18 protein-coding genes are annotated in these 20,069 nt (G+C 58.7%); 7 read left to right on the top strand and 11 right to left on the bottom strand.

Annotation, left to right across the window (positions count from 1 at the left end; genetic code table 11):
- Window positions 1–4 precede the first annotated feature (4 nt).
- From WX88_RS08535 to WX88_RS08520, 4 genes are all read right to left on the bottom strand, one after another.
- Window positions 5–1,633 (bottom strand): MFS transporter, encoded by a 1,629-nt coding sequence (locus WX88_RS08535; RefSeq protein WP_052732499.1) that lies wholly within the window; start codon window positions 1,631–1,633, stop codon window positions 5–7.
- A 95-nt stretch (window positions 1,634–1,728) separates the two neighbouring features.
- Window positions 1,729–3,552, bottom strand: coding sequence for an alpha-amylase family glycosyl hydrolase (locus WX88_RS08530; RefSeq protein ID WP_046243934.1), 1,824 nt, complete (start codon window positions 3,550–3,552; stop codon window positions 1,729–1,731).
- Between the two features lie 120 nt (window positions 3,553–3,672).
- A complete protein-coding gene (locus WX88_RS08525) occupies window positions 3,673–4,380 on the bottom strand; it encodes an SDR family oxidoreductase (protein WP_046243933.1) in 708 nt (235 codons plus the stop codon).
- A 72-nt stretch (window positions 4,381–4,452) separates the two neighbouring features.
- Complete coding sequence (locus WX88_RS08520) at window positions 4,453–5,082, bottom strand: helix-turn-helix domain-containing protein (protein ID WP_156176023.1); 630 nt, start codon at window positions 5,080–5,082, stop codon at window positions 4,453–4,455.
- A gap of 236 nt (window positions 5,083–5,318) precedes the next feature.
- Here WX88_RS08520 and tssD point away from each other — a divergent pair, with 236 nt between their 5' ends.
- Both tssD and WX88_RS08510 read left to right on the top strand, forming a co-directional pair.
- Window positions 5,319–6,338, top strand: a complete 1,020-nt coding sequence (gene tssD, locus WX88_RS28660) for a type VI secretion system tube protein TssD (RefSeq protein WP_052732498.1) — start codon at window positions 5,319–5,321, stop codon at window positions 6,336–6,338.
- Between the two features lie 49 nt (window positions 6,339–6,387).
- Window positions 6,388–6,960 (top strand): T6SS immunity protein Tdi1 domain-containing protein, encoded by a 573-nt coding sequence (locus WX88_RS08510; protein WP_052732497.1) that lies wholly within the window; start codon window positions 6,388–6,390, stop codon window positions 6,958–6,960.
- Between the two features lie 36 nt (window positions 6,961–6,996).
- Here the strand turns inward: WX88_RS08510 and WX88_RS08505 are convergent, their stop codons facing one another.
- Both WX88_RS08505 and WX88_RS08500 read right to left on the bottom strand, forming a co-directional pair.
- Window positions 6,997–8,904, bottom strand: coding sequence for a glycoside hydrolase family 13 protein (locus WX88_RS08505; protein WP_052732496.1), 1,908 nt, complete (start codon window positions 8,902–8,904; stop codon window positions 6,997–6,999).
- Window positions 8,905–9,073: 169 nt separating this feature from the next.
- Window positions 9,074–10,537: a hypothetical protein gene (locus WX88_RS08500; RefSeq protein ID WP_046243931.1), complete on the bottom strand. Its 1,464-nt coding sequence runs from the start codon at window positions 10,535–10,537 to the stop codon at window positions 9,074–9,076.
- Between the two features lie 960 nt (window positions 10,538–11,497).
- Between WX88_RS08500 and glgP the strand changes: the two genes are divergently transcribed.
- The 3 genes from glgP (at window position 11,498) to WX88_RS08485 (ending at window position 14,540) form a co-directional block, all read left to right on the top strand.
- The gene (gene glgP / locus WX88_RS08495) at window positions 11,498–13,144 is read left to right on the top strand and encodes an alpha-glucan family phosphorylase (RefSeq protein WP_046243930.1); all 1,647 of its coding nucleotides are present in this window, start codon (window positions 11,498–11,500) and stop codon (window positions 13,142–13,144) included.
- Between the two features lie 164 nt (window positions 13,145–13,308).
- The gene (locus tag WX88_RS08490; RefSeq protein WP_046243929.1) at window positions 13,309–13,971 is read left to right on the top strand and encodes an SOS response-associated peptidase; all 663 of its coding nucleotides are present in this window, start codon (window positions 13,309–13,311) and stop codon (window positions 13,969–13,971) included.
- Window positions 13,972–14,165: 194 nt separating this feature from the next.
- Complete coding sequence (locus tag WX88_RS08485) at window positions 14,166–14,540, top strand: hypothetical protein (protein ID WP_046243928.1); 375 nt, start codon at window positions 14,166–14,168, stop codon at window positions 14,538–14,540.
- Window positions 14,541–14,615: 75 nt separating this feature from the next.
- Here WX88_RS08485 and WX88_RS08480 read toward each other — a convergent pair whose 3' ends face one another.
- The 3 genes from WX88_RS08480 to WX88_RS08465 form a co-directional block, all read right to left on the bottom strand.
- Window positions 14,616–14,810, bottom strand: coding sequence for a hypothetical protein (locus tag WX88_RS08480; protein WP_046243927.1), 195 nt, complete (start codon window positions 14,808–14,810; stop codon window positions 14,616–14,618).
- A gap of 42 nt (window positions 14,811–14,852) precedes the next feature.
- Window positions 14,853–15,269, bottom strand: coding sequence for a septal ring lytic transglycosylase RlpA family protein (locus WX88_RS08475; RefSeq protein ID WP_072052970.1), 417 nt, complete (start codon window positions 15,267–15,269; stop codon window positions 14,853–14,855).
- Between the two features lie 286 nt (window positions 15,270–15,555).
- Entirely contained in the window at window positions 15,556–16,416 is an 861-nt protein-coding gene (locus WX88_RS08465; protein WP_052732494.1) for a glycoside hydrolase family 25 protein, read from the bottom strand.
- Window positions 16,417–16,514: 98 nt separating this feature from the next.
- Here WX88_RS08465 and WX88_RS08460 point away from each other — a divergent pair, with 98 nt between their 5' ends.
- Together WX88_RS08460 and WX88_RS08455 are read left to right on the top strand one after the other, a co-directional pair.
- Entirely contained in the window at window positions 16,515–16,790 is a 276-nt protein-coding gene (locus tag WX88_RS08460; protein WP_046243925.1) for a VF530 family protein, read from the top strand.
- A gap of 5 nt (window positions 16,791–16,795) precedes the next feature.
- Window positions 16,796–17,119, top strand: coding sequence for a hypothetical protein (locus tag WX88_RS08455; protein ID WP_046243924.1), 324 nt, complete (start codon window positions 16,796–16,798; stop codon window positions 17,117–17,119).
- A 205-nt stretch (window positions 17,120–17,324) separates the two neighbouring features.
- Here the strand turns inward: WX88_RS08455 and WX88_RS08450 are convergent, their stop codons facing one another.
- Both WX88_RS08450 and WX88_RS08445 read right to left on the bottom strand, forming a co-directional pair.
- Window positions 17,325–17,708 carry an Hsp20/alpha crystallin family protein gene (locus WX88_RS08450; protein WP_046243923.1) on the bottom strand — a complete coding sequence of 128 codons (384 nt, stop codon included), beginning with the start codon at window positions 17,706–17,708 and terminating at the stop codon, window positions 17,325–17,327.
- Window positions 17,709–18,022: 314 nt separating this feature from the next.
- Window positions 18,023–19,891: a BamA/TamA family outer membrane protein gene (locus WX88_RS08445; RefSeq protein WP_052732492.1), complete on the bottom strand. Its 1,869-nt coding sequence runs from the start codon at window positions 19,889–19,891 to the stop codon at window positions 18,023–18,025.
- Between the last annotated feature and the right edge of the window lie 178 nt (window positions 19,892–20,069).

The following is a 20,069-nucleotide window of genomic DNA, read 5'->3' as shown; positions in this document are numbered from 1 at the left end:
CGAATTATACGTCGGGGTTGTTGGTGGCGAGCGTGTTGTAGCTCAACGTTACGGCCGGTTCGTCTACTGGTGGGCGGGTGTCGTCCACGTCTTCAACCCGCAGCGTGAGCAGGCCCGCCAGCACCATCGACGCGCCGCCCAGTGCAATGGTGTGCAGCGTGTTGCCCTGGAAAAAGTGCATAGTGCAATAGCCCAGAATGGTGGCGGCCACAATCTGCGGAATCACGATGAAGAAGTTAAACACGCCCATGTAGTAACCCATTCGGTTGGCGGGGAGGGAACCCGCAAGGATGGCGTAGGGCATGGACAGGATGCTGGCCCAGGCAATGCCTACCATGGCCATCGACACGATAATGAAGTCAGGATTGGTGATGAATTGCAGGGAAAGCAGGCCCAGGCCGCCAATGAGCAGGCACAGCATATGGGTTTTGCGCCGGCTGGTGCGCGCGGCAATCAGCGGAATGATGAAGGCAAACAGGGCCGCCACACCGTTGCGCACCGATGACGTCAGGCTGAGCCAGTCGGCGCCGTCGTTGAATTGCTTCTTCACACGCTGCAACGTGGCCTGCTCCTCCGGCGAAGGGTCTCCTTTGGCGACATAATAGTTGGCAAGGTTGACGGTAAGAATTTTATTGGGTTTATCGGCCTGAAACTGCTTGATTTCCCTAGTATCCTGCTGCAGCGACTTCAACTCTTTTATTTCTTTTTCGGTGCCTGGCTGCTGAGCACGGCTGTCGATGAAGTCGCTTATTTTAGTGAAGAAGGCGGTGTCGACCTTCATATTGTAGATGTTGCTGGTGACGGCGTTGGTGGAATAAATCCACATCGAGAACAGCGCAAACCAAGTGAAGAACTGCACGAGCGCCAGCTGGCGCATGGCCGTGGGCATGCTGAAAATGCCCATGAACGACTCCTTGATGCCCTGCCAGATGCTCACGCTGGCATTCTCCCGCCGAAATTCCTCCATGTCCTCGGGCGGAGTTTCGGTGCTGGTGAATACCGTATACATCACCGCCAGTAGGAAGGCGCCGGCGCCGAAGTAAAACGACCATTTCACCGAAGGTGGGATTTCGCCGCTGGCTGCGGTGTTGCTCAGGTGGAACCAGTTGGCGAACACCCACGGCAGCAGCGCCGCAATCACCGACCCGACGCCGATGAAAAAACTCTGCATGGCAAAGCCCGTGGTGCGCTGCTCGCCGGGGAGCTTGTCGCCCACAAACGCCCGAAACGGCTCCATGCTGATGTTGATGCTGGCGTCGAGAATCCAGAGCATGCTCCCGGCCATCCACAGCGCTGAGGAGTTGGGCATGACGATGAGCGCCAAGGTGGCAAGCACGGCGCCAATGAAAAAGAACGGGCGCCGCCGGCCCCAGAACGGGTGCCAGGTGCGGTCAGAAAAATAGCCGATGATGGGTTGCACCACCAGGCCGGTGAGGGGCGCAGCAATCCACAGAATTGGAATATCGTCCTTATTGGCGCCCAGCGTTTCAAAAATGCGGCTTATGTTGTTGTTCTGCAGCTCAAAGCCGAACTGGATGCCCAGGAAGCCGAAGCTCATGTTCCAGATTTGCCAGAAACTCAGGCGTGGTTTGACGCCGGTGCTGGTGGAGGGTGCGGCGGTGGGAGCTGCCATTGGAAAGGGGGGAGAAAGTGAAGGCCGCGCCGCCCCTAGCAGGGCGGCGCGGCCTTCAAACATACAAACAAATTGCGGGGCGCACTACGCCAGGATTATCGGGACTTTATCTCGAAGATATAGGCCGACAATGGGGCCAGGGTCAGGTTGAGGCCGTTGCGGAGCTCTTCCGGGCTGAGGAGGTTGGTGTAGGTGTAAAATCTGGTGGGGCTCAGGCCCATGGCCGTCAGGGCCTCAGCGGGAATATTGATGACGGGCCGGTAGCTCTTTTCGGCGTTGAAGTTGACGACTACCAGCACTTGCTGCTTGTCGGTGTGGCGCAGGAAGGTATAGATGTAGCGCTGGTCGTACTCCTTGCCCAGGTTGTTGGCATCCTGTAGCTCGTAGAAGCGGCCTTTGCGGATGGCCTCGCTGCTGCTGGCTACGTTCAGCAGGCGGGTATAGAAATCGCGCAGGTCCTTCTGCTCGGGGCTGAGCTTGGCCCCGTCAAATTTGCCCTGGTTCATCCACTTCTGGTGTTCGGGCACGCCCCAGTAGTCGAAAATCGTGGTGCGGCCGTCGCCGGTGTTGAAGCCCGCCACGCCATTAGCCGGTTCGCCTACTTCCTGCCCGGAGTAGAGCATCACCGGACCGCTGGCCAGGGTGGCCGTCACGGTCATGGCCGGGATGGCACGGCGCGGGTCGGTGGCAAATTCCTTGGAGGCGATGCGGTGCTCGTCGTGGTTTTCCAGGAAGCGCAGCATGTGCGACGAGAAGCCGGCGCTCTCTTCTTTCCACACCTTGGTAATGTCATCGGTGGTGCCTTCTTGGCGCATCAGCTTGCGCAGGCCGTCGTAGAGGCCCACTTTATCATAGAGAAAGTCGAATTTGCCCTTCTCCAGATAGGTTTTGTATGCTTTGGCGTTGTAGGCTTCGGCAATGAAAATGATGTCGGGCTTCACCTTTTTCACTTCCGGAATAACGTAGGCCCAGAACTCGACCGGCACCATCTCGGCCATGTCGCAGCGGAAGCCGTCCACGTTCTTGCCGGCCCAGAACACGAGAACGTCGCGCATCTTCTTCCAAGTGTCGGGCACGGGGTTGAAGTAGGTTTGGCGGCCGTTCTGGTAGTCCACGCCGTAGTTCAGCTTGGTGGTTTCAAACCAATCGTCAATTTTGGGAGCTTCCGAAAAAACGTCGTTGCCGGTGGCTTTGGCGGGAGTTTCGACGTATTTGCTGTCTTCGCGGGGGCCTTTGGCCACGCCCAGCGGGTTGTAGCCGGCGGGCACCACGAAGCTCTTGTTGGGGATGTAGTAAAAGTTGTTGTTGGGCGCGAAAGCCTTCGTTCGGTCGTCCACTGCTCCCAAATCCACTACGCCCAACGGCTTGGCATCCGATTTATAGGTGCGGGCTACGTGGTTGGGAATAAAATCCATCAGCACCTTCAGCTCGTGGTCGTGCGTGCGCTTGATGAGGGCCTCGTACTCGGGCATACGGTTTTTCACGACCACGGCCAAGTCAGGGTCCACGTCGTAGTAGTCCCGGATGGCGTAGGGCGAGCCGGCGCGGCCTTTCACCACGTCGGCGTCGTCGGCCGGAATGCCCTGGCTGGTGTAGTCCGTCATGGTGGCGTGCTCAATCACGCCAGTGTACCACACGTGCGACACGCCCATCTTCTTGATTTCGTCGAGGGCCTTGTCGGTAATGTCGTTGAATTTGCCACAGCCGTTTTCCGTAATGGTGCCGTAGGGCTTATTCAAGGCCACTTTGTTGCCAAAGAGGCGGGTCATCAGCTGATAGATAACCAGCTTGTGGTCCTTGGGTACCTCCGTAGTCGTGTTGGGGTCGGTGTCGGAGCGGCGTTTATCGTCCACGGGCGGATTGGGCAAAGAGAAAGCAGCCAAAGTAAGGAGGCCACCGGCCAGCAACATTTTTTTCATGATGCGGCAAGATAACAGGTCAGTCAACAATTAACAGTAGGTAATGTGCGATAAATAGTTAGCAGGAACAACAAAATCATTGCCAGGTCCTGACTATTCATGGCTCACTACCCACCGGGTCTACCATTCCTGCGTGAGGGGGTGCAGCATCAGCTCATCGACCACCACGTGGGGTGGGGCTTCGAGCACGTAGCGCACGGCCTGGGCAATGTCGACCGGGCGGAGGTGGGTTTTCTCGGCTTCCGCGCTGCCGGGCGTGGTGTCGTTAAAATATGTATCGACCAGCCCCGGATAAATTGTGCTCACTTTGATGCCGTGCGGGCGCACTTCCTTGCGCAAGCTGCCCAGCAGGGCGTCCTGGGCGTATTTGCTGGCGCCGTAAGCCGTGCCGTGGGCAAAAGTCCGCTTCGATACATCGGAGGCAATGCCGATGATGTGCCCTTTCTTCTGGGCTTTGAAATGGGGCACGGCGGCTTTGCACAGCAGGAAAGTGCCCTTCACGTTGGTGTCGAACATCCGGTCCCACTCGGCCGCGCCGAACTGCTCCAGGTTGTTGAAGGAGCCCACGCCGGCGTTGCAAATCAGGATGTCGAGCTGGCCGTAGTGGCGCAGGGTCTCGTCGATAACGTGCTGGGCATCTGTCTCGTCGGCCACGTCGGCCACGATGCTCAGGCCTTGGGTTTTGCGGGTTAGCTCGGTTAGCTCGTCTTCGCTGCGGGCCACGGCCACTACTTTGGCGCCTTGCAGGGCCAGCAGCAGGGCCACGGCCCGGCCAATGCCACGGCTCGCGCCGGATACGATAACTACTTGGTCGGTGAGGTCGGTCATAAGGGCAAGATTACGCAAGGAAAAAGCGTTTCCCAAAGGCGCGGCAGGGGCGTGAAGCGCCACGGAAGAGGTTTACGCGGCCGGGGTATCTTCCGAAACGGCGCCCGCCGCCGGCCGTTCGAGGAGCTGTTCCAGGGCTGCCGCCTCCATTTCGAGGGCTTCGGCTTGCAGGCGCAGCAGGTGGTAGCGGGCGCTGAGGCTGGGCGGCAATTCCGTGGGGCGGTCGGCCAGCCAGCGCCAGCGGTACCACACCAGGAAGGCGGCCCAACGCCCCGGCCCGGTGTGCACCGGTGGCTCCTCGCCGCCAGGGTCGGGCGGCAGGGCAGCGCGCAGAGTAGGCAATGCAGCGCGCCAGCGGGCGGCGTAGGCAGCCTGAGCCACCAGCGGGCGCAGGGCCCGGCGCAGGCGGCGAGCGTGGTGGCGGCAGTAGTCGAGCCGGGCTTCGAGGGGAGCCGGCTCGGGCGGGCCCAGGTCGGCGGGGGCCGGTGGGGTATCGAGGGGAGGGAAGGTGGCCGGAATGGGGCGGGCCAGCGCATCGAGCATCTGCCCCAGCTTAAAGGGGAGGGCACGCCGGCCACTTTCCAGGTGCCCGGTAAATCCCTCCGACACGCCCAGGTAGCGCGCCAGCTCGGCTTGGCTTAGCCCGAAGTAATTGCGCACCCGCGCCCCCACCGTCTCCGATACACTGACCCGTCGGCTCATATCCGCAGCCACCGCCTCGGAAAAGTGGCCCGGCGCGGCACCATACAAAAGTAGATCATTGGACTAGTAGGGGAAAAACATTGGTGACGGATTATTCCCTACCTGCCACGTAGGGAATAATCCGTCACCAATGTTTTTCCCCTACGTACCACTCGCCGCTCAGGAGCTGCCGACAACTGGTATCAGGGGCGCTGCCGTAGCTTTGGGGCCTCCTGCCACTATATACTTTTCTACCAATGGGCGCCATCTATGCCGAGCTGCACGTGGCCGGGCACGTCTACCCCCTCATCAGCTGTACCTACGGCGTCCATCAGGGCACCAACGACCGGGGCCGGGCCATCGAGCGCGTCCGCTACGGCAAGCTGGAATTGGTGATGGATGTGCCTAACGACGACTTTATCGAAGCCCTGGCTGCGGCCCCGGCCACGCACTACCCGGCTCATGTCACCTTCCTCGACAGCGCCGGGGGGCGGGCCATCGAAACCGTGAACCTGGCCATAGCCTACTGCACCCGCTACGAGGAGGAGTTCGAGGAAGGCGAAAACGGGCGTTACGTGGCTTACGTGGAGCTGACCGGCCCCGGCGGCTTCACGATGAGCGTGGGCGGGCCGGCTGCGGCATTCGTGGCGCCCCCTGCTCGGGACCATGGGGTGCCGCCCGTGGCCGTCGCCCTAACGGCAGCCCGGCCCTTCGTGGTGGGCCCCGACGGAGTGCCCCGCCTGCCGCGCATCACGGCCGACCCGCCGTTTGAGGTGAAGGGGGCTACCAAACACAAGCCCGCCCTGGATCGGGGCGAGTACGTGCGCCAGCTCACGGGCCAGCAGCACGGCCTGAACCGGCTCACCGTGGCCGAGTTCCTCGCCAACCGCGATGCCTACATGCAGCGTAAAGAAACCAAGCCCGATGGCCGTGACCCCAAAGGGAATAAGGCGCAGGAAGTAGCACGAAAAATTGCTTTACGCAAAAAGATAGACGAGTTGCAAGTTCAAAACCCAAACCTTACTCGTAAAGAAGTGCGAACGCAAGCAGACCAGTGGCTGGATACGCAAACAGCGCTTCACGACCCAGACCAGATTGCCGGTGGCCACGGCCACCTGATTACGGGCGTGGGTGATGCCCGAGTCAACTACGCTATCGGTGGGGCTTGGCCCAAGCGCATCAAGGGTATTGACCGCCAAATCCGCGCCTATGCCGCGGCCATGACCCCGGAAGAGCGGGCTACCACCTACCTGGACATTGTCTTACCAGTACTGTAGCAGGGCGGGTCCGCTCGTGCCACTATTGTTTTCCTTCCCCCACTCCGCTATGCTGACTAAGTTGCTTGCCCGTTTTCCTGACTATACGATTGTTGACCGGCCCACGCCGGAACTCCTCACCCGTTACCGCGACCGGGTACCACCGGAACTGCTGGAGGTGTGGGAGCAATATGGCTTTGGCTCCTTCTGCGAGGGCTACCTGAAGGTGGTTAACCCCGACGACTACGCCGATCTGTTGGCCGATACCTATCAGCTCACCAGCACTCCCGCTCCGGCCCCGCCCGTCGTGCTCTTCGCTACTGGGATGGGCGACTTGCTCGTGTGGGAGCTTGATTCTTTAGAGTTGCTGGATTATCGTCACGGAATCACTGATACCGTCGGTCAAAACTTCAGTATCTTCTTCCGCAATCTGAGCGATGAGGACTTCCTAAGTGAGGACTTGCGTTGGGAGCCCTACTTGGCCGCTCGCGAACGTTTAGGCGAGCCCGGCTTTGATGAGTGCTTCGGCTACGTGCCCCTGCTGGCCCTGGGCGGCCCCGAAACCGTGGAGCACCTGGAGAAAGTGAAGCTGCGGGAGCACATCTTCCTCATCAGCCAGTTCACCGGTATCCTCGAACGCTAGCTGACGCCGTCCGTTTTGCCTCCTCAAAGCCGGGTGCTATTTGCGCAGCTCCACCACCCAAGCTGTGTGGGCCGGTACGCGCAGGGTCTTCAAATCGGAGATAGCGGCTCCGCTCACCACCTCAACGCCCGAGGAGAATCCATTGGTCCGCTCGGCGAAGCGCGTGCCGTCTACCTTCTTCTCTTCCTTGGTGTTGTTGGCGATAATCATCACGCACTCGCCGCCCTCGTTGTAGCGGAAGTACGTGTATACCCCGTCCTGCGGAATGAACTGCATCAGCTTGCCGCCCGATAGCACGGGGTGGGTCTTCCGGTAGTTGGCCAGCTTGCTCACGTAGTCGAAGGCTTCGCCGGCCTGGCCGGGGCGGGCCGTGAAATAGTTGGTTTTATCCCCGGCCCAGCCGCCGGGAAAGTCCTCGCGCACCTTGCCGTCGGGGTTCGAGAAGTTCTTCATCAGCACCTCGGTGCCGTAGTAGAGCTGCGGAGTGCCGCGCAGGGTGAGCAGCCAGGCGAGGCCCATCTTATACTTGTTGAAATTCTCCCCGATAACTGAATAGAAGCGGCTCATATCGTGATTGTCGAGGAAGGGCACGTTGCGCGTGGCGTCAACGTACAGCCAGTCGGCCTGCAGGGCGCGGTAGAGCTTGCTGAGGTCGCCGTTATCGTCCTTGAGCGCGTCGCCGATGGCGAAGTAAATCTGAAAATCGAGCACCCCCGGCAGGTTCGACTTAAAGCCATCGACGGGCGGCAGAATATTCTGGGCAAAGAAGGCCTGCTCAGCCTCCGTGCCTTCCCAGGCCTCGCCAAATAAAGTCAGCTTGGGATATTCTTCGGCAATGGCCTTGCCCCAGGTCATCAGAAACTGCGGGTCAGAATAAGGATAAGTGTCAATGCGGTAGCCATCGATGCCCGTGCTCTCCACCCACCACAGAAAGTTCTGAATCATATAAGTAACCACCAGTGGGTTTCCCTGATTCACGTCCGGCATGGTCACGTCGAACCAGCCGTCGTTGTACAGCTTACGGTCCAGGGCCGAGCCGTGGGGGTCGTTGAGGGCGAAGGCATTGTAGTTGCTGCGCGTGAACGTGGGGAAGTTGTGGAACCAGTCGGCCGCCGGCTTGTCGAGAAACAGGTGGTGGTAGCTGCCCCAGTGGTTGAGCACGATGTCCTGTACCACTTTCAGGCCCTGCCCATGAGCAGCTTTCACAAACTGCACGTATTCTTCATTGGTCCCGTAGCGCGGGTCTATCTTGTAGCAGTCCGTCACGGCATAGCCGTGGTAGCTGGCTTTGGGCATGTTGTTTTCTACCAGCGGCGTGGGCCAGATAGCCGTGACTCCGAGCTGCTTGAAATAAGCAAAATGGTCCTGAATCCCCTTGATGTCGCCGCCGTGGCGGGCGTACATCGAGTCGCGGGCCACGTGGTTGACGCGGGTGCCCTTCACTACGTCGTTCTTCGGGTTGCCGTTCGCGAAACGGTCGGGCATCAGCAGGTAAATGAAGTCGGCTTGCGTGAGGCTCTGCGTGCGGTTAGGGTCGGTGTTGCGGGCCCGCAATTCGTAGGCGTAAGAGAGTGTTTTACTGCCCTTGAATTCCAGCTTGAGCTGGCCCGGCTTGGCCTCCGGGCTAATAGTGAGGTTGATGACGAGGTAATTGGGGCTCTCCACCTTCTGCACACCCTCCAGCGTTACGCCCGGATACGTCGCCAGGCTCGCCGTGGCTTTCCCAACGCCCGGTCCGTTCACCAGCAACTGTAGCTTGGGATTTTTCATACCCACCCACCAATAAGTAGGGTCTACCCGGAGGCCGGAAGCAGGCTTAGCGGCCAGGACGGTGCGGGAAGCCGCCCGCGTAGTCGCCAAAACCGGGCTGACACGAGCCGAAATTGGACTAGTAAGCGCCAGCAAGGGCAGCACAATGACCAGCAGTAAGCGAGGGAATTTCATGCGCGAAAAAGGAGTTGGTGGGAGTTTTGGCATCAAAAGTAACCGTTTCCCTGGCGCGGGCTACTGGACCCAAGCCGGTGCTCAAGACCACAAAAAAGCCCGCTACCGAAACCGGTAGCGGGCTTTCTGTAATATTAAAGAAGCAAAGCCACTCTCTCCGCCCAATGCGCTACTGCTGGCCAGCCAGCCAGAGCGAGGCATTCAGGTGGAGCTTGGCGTGGCTGGCCACGTCGGTCCAGCCGGGGTACACCCTGTTGCCGGGGCTGCCGGTGCCGTCATCGGCGGGCGAAGAGTCGGCTACGACCACAACCCGACCCGCACCGTAAGTGCTGCTGGCGCACATGATATTGTTCAGGCCCTGCGTAGAGGAACTGCGCCAAACGAGGGGCTGTGCCTGCGAACCGCTGGTTTTAGTAATAGTGGCGCCGTTGTGGAACTCCAACTGCGTTACCTTGCCCTGCGAGCCATTCAGAATGGGGTTGGTGCTGCTGGCCAAAACGTTGCTGCTGTTTTCCGAGATATTCGTCAGCGCAATGCTGTAGCCAAAGGGATTGGATTGCACCGGGTTGTTGGCCATCAGGTCGTTCCAGATGGCGGGCGAGTCGTAGCCGTCATTGTTGCGGTCCGACACGTCGTGGTCGGCAATCATGAACAAACCGCCGCCGTTTTTCACGAAGTTGATGATGGCCGCTTTCTCCGGGGCGGTGAACAGCGTGTTGGGCTCATCCACTACAAATACGCTGTAATTGGTCAAATCCTGGGGGTTGGAAGTGTTGCCATAGGTAATGGCCGAGCCGGGAGGTAGGTTTTCTACGGTGTTGCCCAGCTTCACAAGGGCCACGCCCCAGGCAGAAATGGCTCCCGTCCAGTAGGTTTCGGGAGTGCTGCTGGTGATGCCGCTTTGGGCTGGCGTGGGAAAACGGGGCACGGTGCCGGCGTTCACGTCCAGTATCCAGTCGGCGTTACCAGCCAGCTCAGCGTGCGTAGCATCGAACAAGAACTTCTTGCCTCCACCACCGGTGGTGGGCGGGGGCGTGGTGCCGCCTCCGGTGTCTTCGCCGAAGCTTTGCACCGTGATGTTATCGAAGTTGATGCGGTTGGTGCCGCCGTCGGTTTTGCGTACTTGCAGGCGCACGGTGCCAGTCAGGTTAACGGTGAAGCTGGCCGTTTGCAGCGTGGTGCTGCTGCTGGTGATGGTGCTGCCTACCTGGGCATACGACGCACCACTGTTGGTGGAAGCCCACAGTCCCCAGGTGCCGCTGGCGTCGCTGCCGTACTTGGCGTGGTCCACGGTCACAACGCCCGCGCCGCTGGTCAAGTCGATGTCCATGCTCAGCGAGCCGCTGTTGCGCACGCGGGCCGACTGCGCGCCCGTCTTGGCGTCGGTGCTGGCGTTGCCAATCAAGGCATCGGTCAGCGTCCAGGAACCGGAGCCGAGCGTCACGTTGCCCGTGGCATAAGCCGTCTTGGTCCCCGTTTCAAACCCTTCGGGAAAACCCGGGGCCGAAGCATACTGCGTCGTGGTAGTAGCTATGGGAACATCTGGCGTGAGTTCCGATTTGGAGCAACTCGCAAATAGTACTGCACCAAGCAGCGGCGCTACTAGGTAGCGGGTAGAAAATGACGTGCGCATAAAACCAAAAGCAGGGTTAGAAATATGGAAAGGAATCACAAAGCTACTTCCATTAGTCATTTACGCTACAATATGCCGTGTTACAAAATTGTGGTCTATTTGCCACGAGAAAGTTTCTAAGGTTAGTGGCCATCGAATTGCAAACTGTATTAATTAAATAATATGGTGAAATACGATGCCAGTCTTTGCCCTGCTTATACCTGGGTAGAAGCTGATTGCCACATGTCCGCGTAGCTCTACACAACTCAAAGCTTCGGGCATCAACGCCTACGCTGAGCTTAGCCAGTAATACGCTCACCGGTTCCTGCCGTCAGGTTGTGAAACGACCAACACCATAGTCATCCTCTCAGAAGCAGTTTGCATTATGCAAAAAAGTGACTCAGAACGGTGTAGAGACGCAACACTTTGCTTCTCAGTGCCCGCGCCATTCGCCCCGTATTCGTTCAACGAGGAGACGCAAAGTATTGCGTCTCTACACCGTTCCGGTTAACTCAACCGGCTTCTGTAGTTGTTCCCGCCTCGGGAGAGGGGCTCACCTTATCGGGTACGACCCCCCTAGAGGCCACATGAGGTGCCCTCACGCTGTGTGCATGAACGTAGCTGCGGCCGAGTTTAGAGAAACCTCAGCAACTCAAAGGCACTGAAAGCGTAGGTTAAAACGCCTAACCTAGGGAAACAGGCCGCCTGACCGAACCTTTCAGAAATCCTTAATTTTCAATACCAGCCGGTGATATCGATTTGTGCTTAATATTTTGTGTTTAGTAGTTATTTGCTTAATTATGTACAAGTTAACCGATGTTATATAGTGTCCAATTCTTCAGGGTATATCGGATTTTTGTATTGTTTACTGAAAGCTTCGGACCTTGCGGCCTCGATAGGAAACGGCCTCGGACCTGGACCTTATTTTTCAACTTGACATTTTTTCTCAAGCGCAGGCAGTAGCATGCGCATCTCAGTTCTATGGCCTTTACGTTCAAACCCTACGCGCCTGCGGCTAAGTACAAGACGGCCGCCGCATATTTCTCGATGGAATTTGCCGTCGATCAAGCCCTCAAAACCTACTCTGGTGGCCTGGGCTTCCTGGCTGGCTCGCACATGCGCTCCGCCTACGAGCTGAAGCAAAACTTAGTCGGTATCAGCATTCTGTGGACTTTCGGCTACTACGACCAGGACCGTAACGCCGACCAAAGCATGCGGCCCGAGTTCCGCCAGAAGCACTACTCGTTTCTCGAAGACACTGGCCTGATATTCCCCATCACCATTCACGGCGCCGATGTGCACGTGAAGGCCCTGTATCTAGCCCCGGAGGTATTCGGTACAGTGCCGATGTTCTTCCTGACCACCGACATTACCGAGAATGACCACCTCTCGCGCACCATCTCGCACCACCTCTACGACCCGGACGCCGCCGCTCGCGTGGCCCAAAGCATCTTGCTGGGTGTGGGCGGCGGCAAGCTGCTCGACCTCCTCGGTCGCCAAACCGATGTTTACCATCTCAACGAAGGTCACGGCCTGCCGCTGGCGTTCTACCTCTACGAAAAGCATGGCCGCGACCTGGCCGAGGTGCAAAAACGCCTCGTATTCACGACGCACACGCCCGAGCTGGCTGGCAACGAGGAGCGCCCCATGAAGCTGCTGACGGACATGAGCTTCTTCGGCCCCGTGCCCGAGGAGGAAATTCGCCGCGTGGCCCGCATCGAAAACGACGCGCTGAATTATACCCTGACCGCGCTGCGCTTCTCGCGTAAGGCTAACGCTGTGAGCAAGGTACACGGCACGGTGGCCAATGCAATGTGGAGTCATTACGAAGGTGTTTCCCCCATTATTCCCATCACCAATAGCCAGAACGGCTCTTATTGGCGCGACACGCAGTTGGCCGCCGCCAACAAAAGCAAGGACGACACCGCCCTACTGGCCCGCAAGCGCGAGCTGAAAAAGGACCTATTCAAAATTGTGGCCGACCAAACCGGCAACATCTTCGACCCCGAGGTGCTGACCATCGTGTGGGCCCGGCGTTTCGCCGGTTACAAGCGCGCCGACTTGATTCTACGTCATTTCGACCGCTTTGTAGCCCTGGCCACAAACTCCCAGCGCCCCATCCAGATGATTTGGGCCGGCAAGCCCTATCCAAAAGACTACGGCGCGGTGGCCTTGTTTAATGAAATCATCAAGCGGACGGCCCCGTTGAAAAACTGCGCCGTGCTCACCGGCTATGAGCTAGGCTTGTCGGCCGCGCTCAAGAAGGGTTCCGATATCTGGCTGAACACGCCCCGCTTCCCCCGTGAGGCCAGCGGCACCAGCGGCATGACCGCCGCCATGAATGCCAGCGTCAACCTAAGCATCGCCGATGGCTGGATTCCAGAATTCTGCCGCAACGGCGAAAATGGCTTCCTCATCTCGACTGCCGATGAGTCTCTACCCGAAAATGTGAAAGACGACCTGGAGGCTGCCTCCTTGCTCGACGTGCTGGAAACTACCGTACTGCCCCTGTATTACGACCAGCCCAAGCAATTCCTGAAAATCGTAAAAACCGCCATGAAGGACGTAGAGCCCGAGTTTGAGTCGGGCCGCATGGCTAAGGAGTACTACGAGCAGCTGTACCGCTAACTTAACGGAACCAGGCAGATTGAACGGATTCTCATAGGATGCCGTAAAGAAGGGCTGCCACAATACGGGCACAACCGTATTGTGGCAGCCCTTCTTTGTGCTAAACCGAAGCGGTATGTTCACCGTGCGTTCCATCCGCTTAAATCCGTTAAATCTGTGGTTCTATGTGCGGTCGTTATACATTCATTACCCCCGCTCCAGCTGCCGAGCAGCGCTTCGAGGCCCAATTCGTTGAGCCCGCGCCGACTACTTACAACGCTGCGCCTTCCCAGCGGCTGCCCATCATTACCAACACTGCTCCCGCCCAGATACAGCTGCTGAGCTGGGGCCTCGTGCCCAGTTGGAGCCGCGACCCCGCCAGCGGCCCCAAGCCCATCAACGCCCGCGCCGAGACATTGACTGAAAAACCGTCGTTTCGGCAGCTGCTGGGGCGCCGCCGCTGCCTGGTGCTGGCCGATAGCTTCTTCGAATGGCAAGCCACCCCAGCCGGCAAGGTGCCACACCGTATTTCGCTCTGCGATGAGCGACCTTTCGCCTTCGCTGGCCTCTGGGATGAGTGGTTGGACCGCACTACCGGTGAGCTGCACCCTACGTTTACCATCATTACTACGGAGCCCAACGAGTTGATGGTCAATATCCACAACCGCATGCCCGTCATTCTGCCCAGCCGTGCCGCCGAGCAAGCCTGGCTAAACGATAGTCTGGGCCTAACCGCTCACCAGCAGCTACTCCTGCCGTACGATGCCACTGCAATGCAGGCATATGTCATCAGCAAGCGTGTGAACTCGCCCGCCAACAACGACCCAGAAGTGCTAGTCGCCGCTTGACGCTAGGCTTGGTGAAAAGAAGAATTGATAGGCGGTAATTCATCCTTCAGCGATGCTGAACATATCACACCCGCTATCAGGCTTCCTTCTCCATGGGAGAGAGCCGGCGGTGAGGTGAACCCACCAGGCCGCGTACACAAGCTAAGGGTCCGTATCCAGTCCTCATTAAGCGCAGCGTCCTTTACTTTGTTGGTATGAATAGGCGTAATCCTTGGCTGCTGTTGTTTCTCATTCTACTGGTAGCCTCAGTGGCCCAGCTGGCTTTGCCGTGGTGGAGCCTAGCAGTGGCGGCTTTTGTGGTGGCGTTGGGCCTGGCACCTACGGGCCGGGCAGCATTCTGGGCCGGATTTGGTGGGGCGGGTCTGAGCTGGTGGCTGCCCGCCGCTTGGCTATCCTTCCAGAACGAAGGGTTGCTCGCCCACCGTGTGGCGCAGCTGTTGCCGCTGGGCGGTTCAGCGGTTGCGCTGGTGTTGGTGGCGGGTGTAGTTGCCGGCCTAGCTGGAGGCTTTGCGGCCTTGGCCGGTGCCTGGGTGCGCGTGGCGGCGCGTCCTGCGCCGCAGTCGGCTTAGCAGCCTATACCTCTGTTGCTGCACTCTTACCCGTGGTGCGCCGCAAGGCGCTTTACCAAGGTTGATGTATCAGCGTTAAGTGCCGGTATACCAGGCCAGCACTTCCAGGCCGGCAGCATCGTCTTCGGCTTCTACTACTTCGTCCATAACGTATTGAATTTCGGCCTCGGTCCAGCCTTGGGTTTCAGCGGCACGCACCCATAGATCGAGGGCGGCGTAGCGGCCTGTATTGGATGGCAAGGTCCAGCGCACCTTTTTGCGAATATTCATGAAGTGTGAGGTATTTATAAAATGAGGAAGCCGACCAGTCGCTTAGCGGGTGGGGGCGGCCTTGATAACCTTGATTTGCACGGGCACCACGCCGGCATCGACGAGGTTGAGCTGACGGGCAGCTTTGCGCGACACGTCTACGATGCGGCCTTTTACGTGGGGGCCCCGGTCATTTACGGTCACCTTCACCGACTTGCCGTTGCGCACGTTGGTTACCTTGATGCGAGTGCCGAAAGGGAGCGTGTTGTGAGCCGCCGTCATCTTACCGGGGCGGTAGGGTGCACCGCTGGCCGTGGCCCGGCCGGCAAATTTATCGGCGTAGTAGGAACCCTGACCTGACTGGGTAAAGGCATTCCGGCTGCCGCTGCAGGCTGGGAGCAAAACCGCGAGCACCAGCACCCAAAAGGAGGGATGAAATAATTTGAAATGCAGTGTTTTAGCCTTTTGATTTGACTTCATCTAAGCTTTGTAATTGACGGTAAGCTTTAGTCTGGACTTTCCACTTAATACCGTTTCACCTATTCATGAAAACATTCTGAAACTATTCTTGGCTCTGACCTTATCGTGCACGTTCCTGGCTGCGCACGTGCAACAGGGCGATGGCAAGATGACGAAAAAAGACGAGAAGATGGAAGGCAGGATGACGAAGAAGGAAGCTAAGACCGCGTCGAAAGACAGAATCTAGTCGGCGAACTGCAACTGTAAAAATTACTTGGTGCGTTGGCTTCGTTGGCGGCGGGCGTGCTTAGCGGTGCTTGGATCGGGTCTGAGCAGTTTCGGTGGCTGGTATGCGCAGGGCCTGCAGCGCCTCAAAGTTGCCCTTGAACACATTGAAATCGACCACGCCGCGAATACCTGGTACGTAAGCTTCGTCGGAGTGCTGCCAGATTATCCACTTGCTGCGGGGCAGGGCGGGCCGTTCTACTTCGTAGTGAGCCAGCCAGAGCGGATACTTATCGAAGTGTCCGGCGAGGTGGCGCTTGTAGAAACTGTGATTGGAGTACAAGATGGGGCGCACGCCGTAGTGCGCCTCAATGAGGCGCAGCCAGCGGGCTACTTCCCGGCGCAGCACAGCCACATCGTGAAAGCTAGAGGACTCTACGTCGAGCACGGGTGGCAAATCGCCGGGAGCCAACGGCACGGTGCGGGCAAATAGATCGGCCTGAATCTGGCCGTTACGATTGGGTTGGAAATAGTGATACGCGCCACAGAGTACGCCCGCGGCGCGGGCCTGGCGCCAGTTGCGCGCAAAGCGTGGGTCGCGGAGCGTGGCTCCCTCGCTGGCCTTGATGAAGGCAAAGCGCACGCGGTTGCGTGCTACCTCGGGCCAGTCAATGTGTCCCTGGTAGGCCGAAACGTCAATGCCATGCACGGAATAACCGGCCAGCAGTGGGGTTTTCTCCCGACCCGTGAGGCCGCCTTTCGTGAAGGTGGCCCAGGCCCGGCGCGCATACCTATTCAACTGCACTTGGTGGCGCGCGTAATAGGTCAGGCCCAATGCCAGCCCCAGGAGCACGACTACCAGCAGTCCACGCCGCCACGGCCCGCGCCGCGTTGGGCGTCGGGCAGACTTCGTGGTGGTGTTGGCGGTGGGAGGCGGTGGCATAGGGAAGGGGTGCCCAAAAATAACGCTCGGCCCGGCGGCATCGTGCGTGAAGCCCCGGCTTTTCGCCAACTTTACACTTCCAGCTCCTTATTTATCCCATGTCCTTCCTCCGCACTGCCGATGCCCGCGACGAATCCGGCCACCTCATCCGCGAGCTGCACGGCGTCACTTTGGCCAACATCCTTGAGTATTTAGTGGCAGCCTATGGCTGGCCTGAGCTTGATGCGCGCCTGCGCATGAACTGCTTTGCCGAAAATCCCAGCATCAAGTCCAGCCTGACTTTTTTGCGGCGTACCCCCTGGGCCCGGGCCAAGGTTGAGGAATTGTATATCAAGGCCCGCTCCGCCGAGGTGCAAGGCCGTCCCCGCCCGTAGCGCTGATGGCTGAAATATCTGAAAAATCTTCAAAAACAGCGCTGCTGCTGGGCTTGCTCCTGTTTGTAGTTTTCGAAACCGTAGCCTTTTGCGGCCTGCGCTATCTCACGTCGGGGCTCGGCGAGTCGAATCAATACCAGGCTGAAAATACCATTGTCAGTAACTGGGTGAAGACAATGGTGTTTTTCGTGGCGCACTTAGGGTTAGTCATTACGGCCATGCTGGTGCTCAGCAACCGCCTGCCGCGCCGATACCGCGGTCAGGTAATGGGGTGGTTCTACCTGGCCTTGGTGATGAGCTTTTTGCTGATTATTCCCCTGTTTGGGTAGCGATACAGGCTGAACTATAAACCACAAAAGGCCCATAAAAACAAAACCACCGCTATGGGCGGTGGCTCAAGAGTAAAACCCTGAAACGGGGAAGGCGGCCGGTCGGTCCCGGCGTTATTAATGGACTGCGGTGCCGGTCGGTCCCGGCGTTATAAATTGGGTAACAGTTAACAATTGTTGTTAACTCAGCGCGGCAGCGGCTGGATTAGTTGTGCCGAATATCGATTTCGCGCTGCTGGTCAGTGGGACTCAGGAAAGGAATGCGCACTTGCAACTCATTGCCCTCATGCACGGCGTCGATACGGGCCAAGTCGAGGTTATTGGGCAGATCGAGCGTTTGCATAAAGAGAGGAGCGGCCAGCTGGTCGGTGGGCTCGTGGCGGTACTCGCCGAACACCGTCAGGCGTTGTTGGTTGAGCACCACGCGGAAGCTATCAGCTGGCACGGTGGGCATAGCTACGCGCAAAATCACGCCTTTCGGACGCTGGTCGACGCGGAGCTGGGGCTGGGCCACGCCGCCGCCGATTGTATTGAGCAAGTCAAGCTGCGGGGCGATGGTACGGATGAATTTTGGGCTGATAAATTTCATGGCAAAGAGCCGGTTTTAGGGGCGGCTTCGGGCTTGCTATGACAAACGATGTACCAATCTCATTCGGTTGGTATCTACTCTGGATATCAGACGTATTGGCGGATTTTTTGGCATGAATAATCCATCCCCGGCCACAGTGGCGGAAAATGGCTTTTGACCCTGATAAAAGCCGACGAAATGGCGGGCTTCCCCGTGGCGCGGAGCCTTTGCTCCGCGGAGCCGCGCAGGTCGGCAGCCGTTCACTTGCCATGCTGATGTACGCGGACAGGCGGATTGTGCGGCTATGCGGAGCGAAGGCTCCGCGCCACTTTTCCTTAGAAACGGCTGGTTAGGCCGAAATGAATTTTTGAGGACTTTAGCTCAAAGGCTTGGTCAGTGGCGCGGCCCACCGAGTACACGAATTGGAATAGCCCCGCCCCGGTGCGGAAGCTTAGGCCGGTGCCTACGCCGGTTGGCTGGTCAGCATATCGGTCGTTTGGTACATCGTGGCGGGTATAGGCCTGGTCAGCAAATAGAAACACGAAGGAGTCAGCCCCAATAAACTGCCGGAATTCAACCGTAGCCATGGCGTAGGAGCTGGTGTAAAACTGGTTTTCATTGAAGCCGCGCAGGGAGTTAAGACCTCCCAGCCGGAATAAGTCGTTGGTGAACAGCCGCGGGCTGAGCAAGCCCTCGCCTCGTAGGCGCAGCAGTAGCACGCCCGCTCGCTTCACGGGCAGGTAGCGCTCGGCCCGCAGCCCAAACGAGTATTGAGTGGAGCGTAGTGGCACGCCATCGTAGAATTCCGGCTTCACTTTCCCGTTTTTACTGATGGTTTTGGTGCCCACGGCGCCTTGGCCAGTTAGCAGGTAGCCGCGGTGTGGGAAAAATAAGTCGTCGAGGCTGTTCCAAGCGTAGCTCAAGCCGTAGGAGTTGTACTGCGAATCGATGTTTTCAGGCAGCTGGCTTAAATTGGCGTACGTGGTGCTATCGTAGCTCAACTGCGAACTGCGCTGCTCCGTGAAAAAGCTGATGCGGCCGGCACGCGCCGTCGGGTAGGTTACCTCCAGGCGGGGGCGCAGGGTGAGAAAATCGTTGGTTTGCGTATAGAGGTTGAACGTACCAGCCACTTCCAGCGGTGTACCAAAGAAATTGGGATGAACATACTGCACGTCAAGCAACTGCGAGAGGGCGTCGGTTTTGCGCCATTGCAAGCCCAACTGCTTGCCGCCGCCCTTGATATTGCGCAGGTTGATGGTGATGTCGCCGGTAAATTGCACGCCGGTTTTAGCCTGGTCAGCGTTTGGCAAAATGCCCACGATGGCGTCGAACTGATTCGAAGGCCGGTCATCGAGCAGCAGGTACACCCGCGCCCGCCCCAGGGCAAACCGAACCTCTGGCTCGGCCCGCAGCTTCACGTAGGGCAGCTGGCGTAGTAGCTGCGCGGCGGCCAGCACACGCTGCTGGCTGAAGGGCTGGCCGGGGAAAATCTGGAGGTATTTGCTCAGAAAACGCTTCTTGGTCTTGGTATTGCCGACGATTTGTAGCGAATCAAACACCACCGCCCGGCCTCGCTTCAGCACCACGCGGCCGGCAATATCATGGCTGTTCAGCTGGATGGAGTCGAGGCCCACCGTAGCGAAGGGAAAGCCCTGATTTTCGGCTTCGGTCAGAATTCGCTCCTGCAGCCGGGCCCAGTCCTGGGGCAGGAAAGGCGTGTGGCGAAAAAATTTCTCGCGGTAGCCAGCGCGGGTCAGCAGACCATCGCCAAGGTTGCCGTTGCGCAGGTAGGCCCAGCGGAACTGCTCGCCCACATAGAGGCGCACCCGCACCGTGTCGTGGCCCCAGCGCAATTCATCGGCCGAGGCCGTGAGGTAGGCGTCACCCTGCATCGCCAGCACCAGTTCCCGTACTTCGCGCAGCGCACTGAGGGAGTCGGGCACGGTGGCTTTCACTTTGTAGCGGCGCAGGAGGGGCCGGTCGGCGGCTTCGGCATCGAGCAGCAGCACGCGGGGGTGAGCCAGTGCCCGTGGCGCGACCGTGGCAGGAGGTGGCGCGGCAGGCGGCAGGGGAGGAGTGGCTAAGGTAGGCTGATTAGGCGCGTTGGGGTCCAGCGTGGAGGTTTGGGCCCGCGCCGCGGGGGCCCATGTTAGCCCGGCCAAAACCAGCAGTCGCAAGAAGCACAATAGAAACCGGGTATCCATTCGGGGCAATAACGCGAAAGCCGGCGTTTAATTTCCCGAAGATAAACCCGCTGATGAGCTGCACTAACCTCGTGGGGTGGTGCGGCTACCTTTGCGGCTTCGGATGGTTTGCCGTTTCGCACGACTGGCACCGAATTATTGTTCCGTCGCTACTCATTCGAGCGTAAATCACCCCTTT

This window comes from Hymenobacter terrenus, from assembly GCF_000972495.1.
Taxonomy (GTDB): domain Bacteria; phylum Bacteroidota; class Bacteroidia; order Cytophagales; family Hymenobacteraceae; genus Hymenobacter; species Hymenobacter terrenus.
Note: the sequence above shows the minus strand (reverse complement) of the source record. Positions and strands in the feature narration are given on the sequence as shown.

Bases quoted from the DNA above. Each gene is read 5' to 3' on its own strand.
- WX88_RS08505 (WP_052732496.1), bottom strand. From the start codon at position 8,904: ATGAAATTCCCTCGCTTACTGCTGGTCATTGTGCTGCCCTTGCTGGCG.
- WX88_RS08445 (WP_052732492.1), bottom strand. From the start codon at position 19,891: ATGGATACCCGGTTTCTATTGTGCTTCTTGCGACTGCTGGTTTTGGCC.
- WX88_RS08455 (WP_046243924.1), top strand. From the start codon at position 16,796: ATGGCTGAAATATCTGAAAAATCTTCAAAAACAGCGCTGCTGCTGGGC.
- WX88_RS08475 (WP_072052970.1), bottom strand. From the start codon at position 15,269: ATGAAGTCAAATCAAAAGGCTAAAACACTGCATTTCAAATTATTTCAT.
- WX88_RS08520 (WP_156176023.1), bottom strand. From the start codon at position 5,082: ATGAGCCGACGGGTCAGTGTATCGGAGACGGTGGGGGCGCGGGTGCGC.
- WX88_RS08510 (WP_052732497.1), top strand. From the start codon at position 6,388: ATGCTGACTAAGTTGCTTGCCCGTTTTCCTGACTATACGATTGTTGAC.
- WX88_RS08450 (WP_046243923.1), bottom strand. From the start codon at position 17,708: ATGAAATTTATCAGCCCAAAATTCATCCGTACCATCGCCCCGCAGCTT.
- WX88_RS08530 (WP_046243934.1), bottom strand. From the start codon at position 3,552: ATGAAAAAAATGTTGCTGGCCGGTGGCCTCCTTACTTTGGCTGCTTTC.
- WX88_RS08465 (WP_052732494.1), bottom strand. From the start codon at position 16,416: ATGCCACCGCCTCCCACCGCCAACACCACCACGAAGTCTGCCCGACGC.
- WX88_RS08525 (WP_046243933.1), bottom strand. From the start codon at position 4,380: ATGACCGACCTCACCGACCAAGTAGTTATCGTATCCGGCGCGAGCCGT.
- glgP (WP_046243930.1), top strand. From the start codon at position 11,498: ATGGCCTTTACGTTCAAACCCTACGCGCCTGCGGCTAAGTACAAGACG.
- WX88_RS08485 (WP_046243928.1), top strand. From the start codon at position 14,166: ATGAATAGGCGTAATCCTTGGCTGCTGTTGTTTCTCATTCTACTGGTA.
- WX88_RS08490 (WP_046243929.1), top strand. From the start codon at position 13,309: ATGTGCGGTCGTTATACATTCATTACCCCCGCTCCAGCTGCCGAGCAG.
- WX88_RS08460 (WP_046243925.1), top strand. From the start codon at position 16,515: ATGTCCTTCCTCCGCACTGCCGATGCCCGCGACGAATCCGGCCACCTC.
- tssD (WP_052732498.1), top strand. From the start codon at position 5,319: ATGGGCGCCATCTATGCCGAGCTGCACGTGGCCGGGCACGTCTACCCC.
- WX88_RS08480 (WP_046243927.1), bottom strand. From the start codon at position 14,810: ATGAATATTCGCAAAAAGGTGCGCTGGACCTTGCCATCCAATACAGGC.
- WX88_RS08500 (WP_046243931.1), bottom strand. From the start codon at position 10,537: ATGCGCACGTCATTTTCTACCCGCTACCTAGTAGCGCCGCTGCTTGGT.
- WX88_RS08535 (WP_052732499.1), bottom strand. From the start codon at position 1,633: ATGGCAGCTCCCACCGCCGCACCCTCCACCAGCACCGGCGTCAAACCA.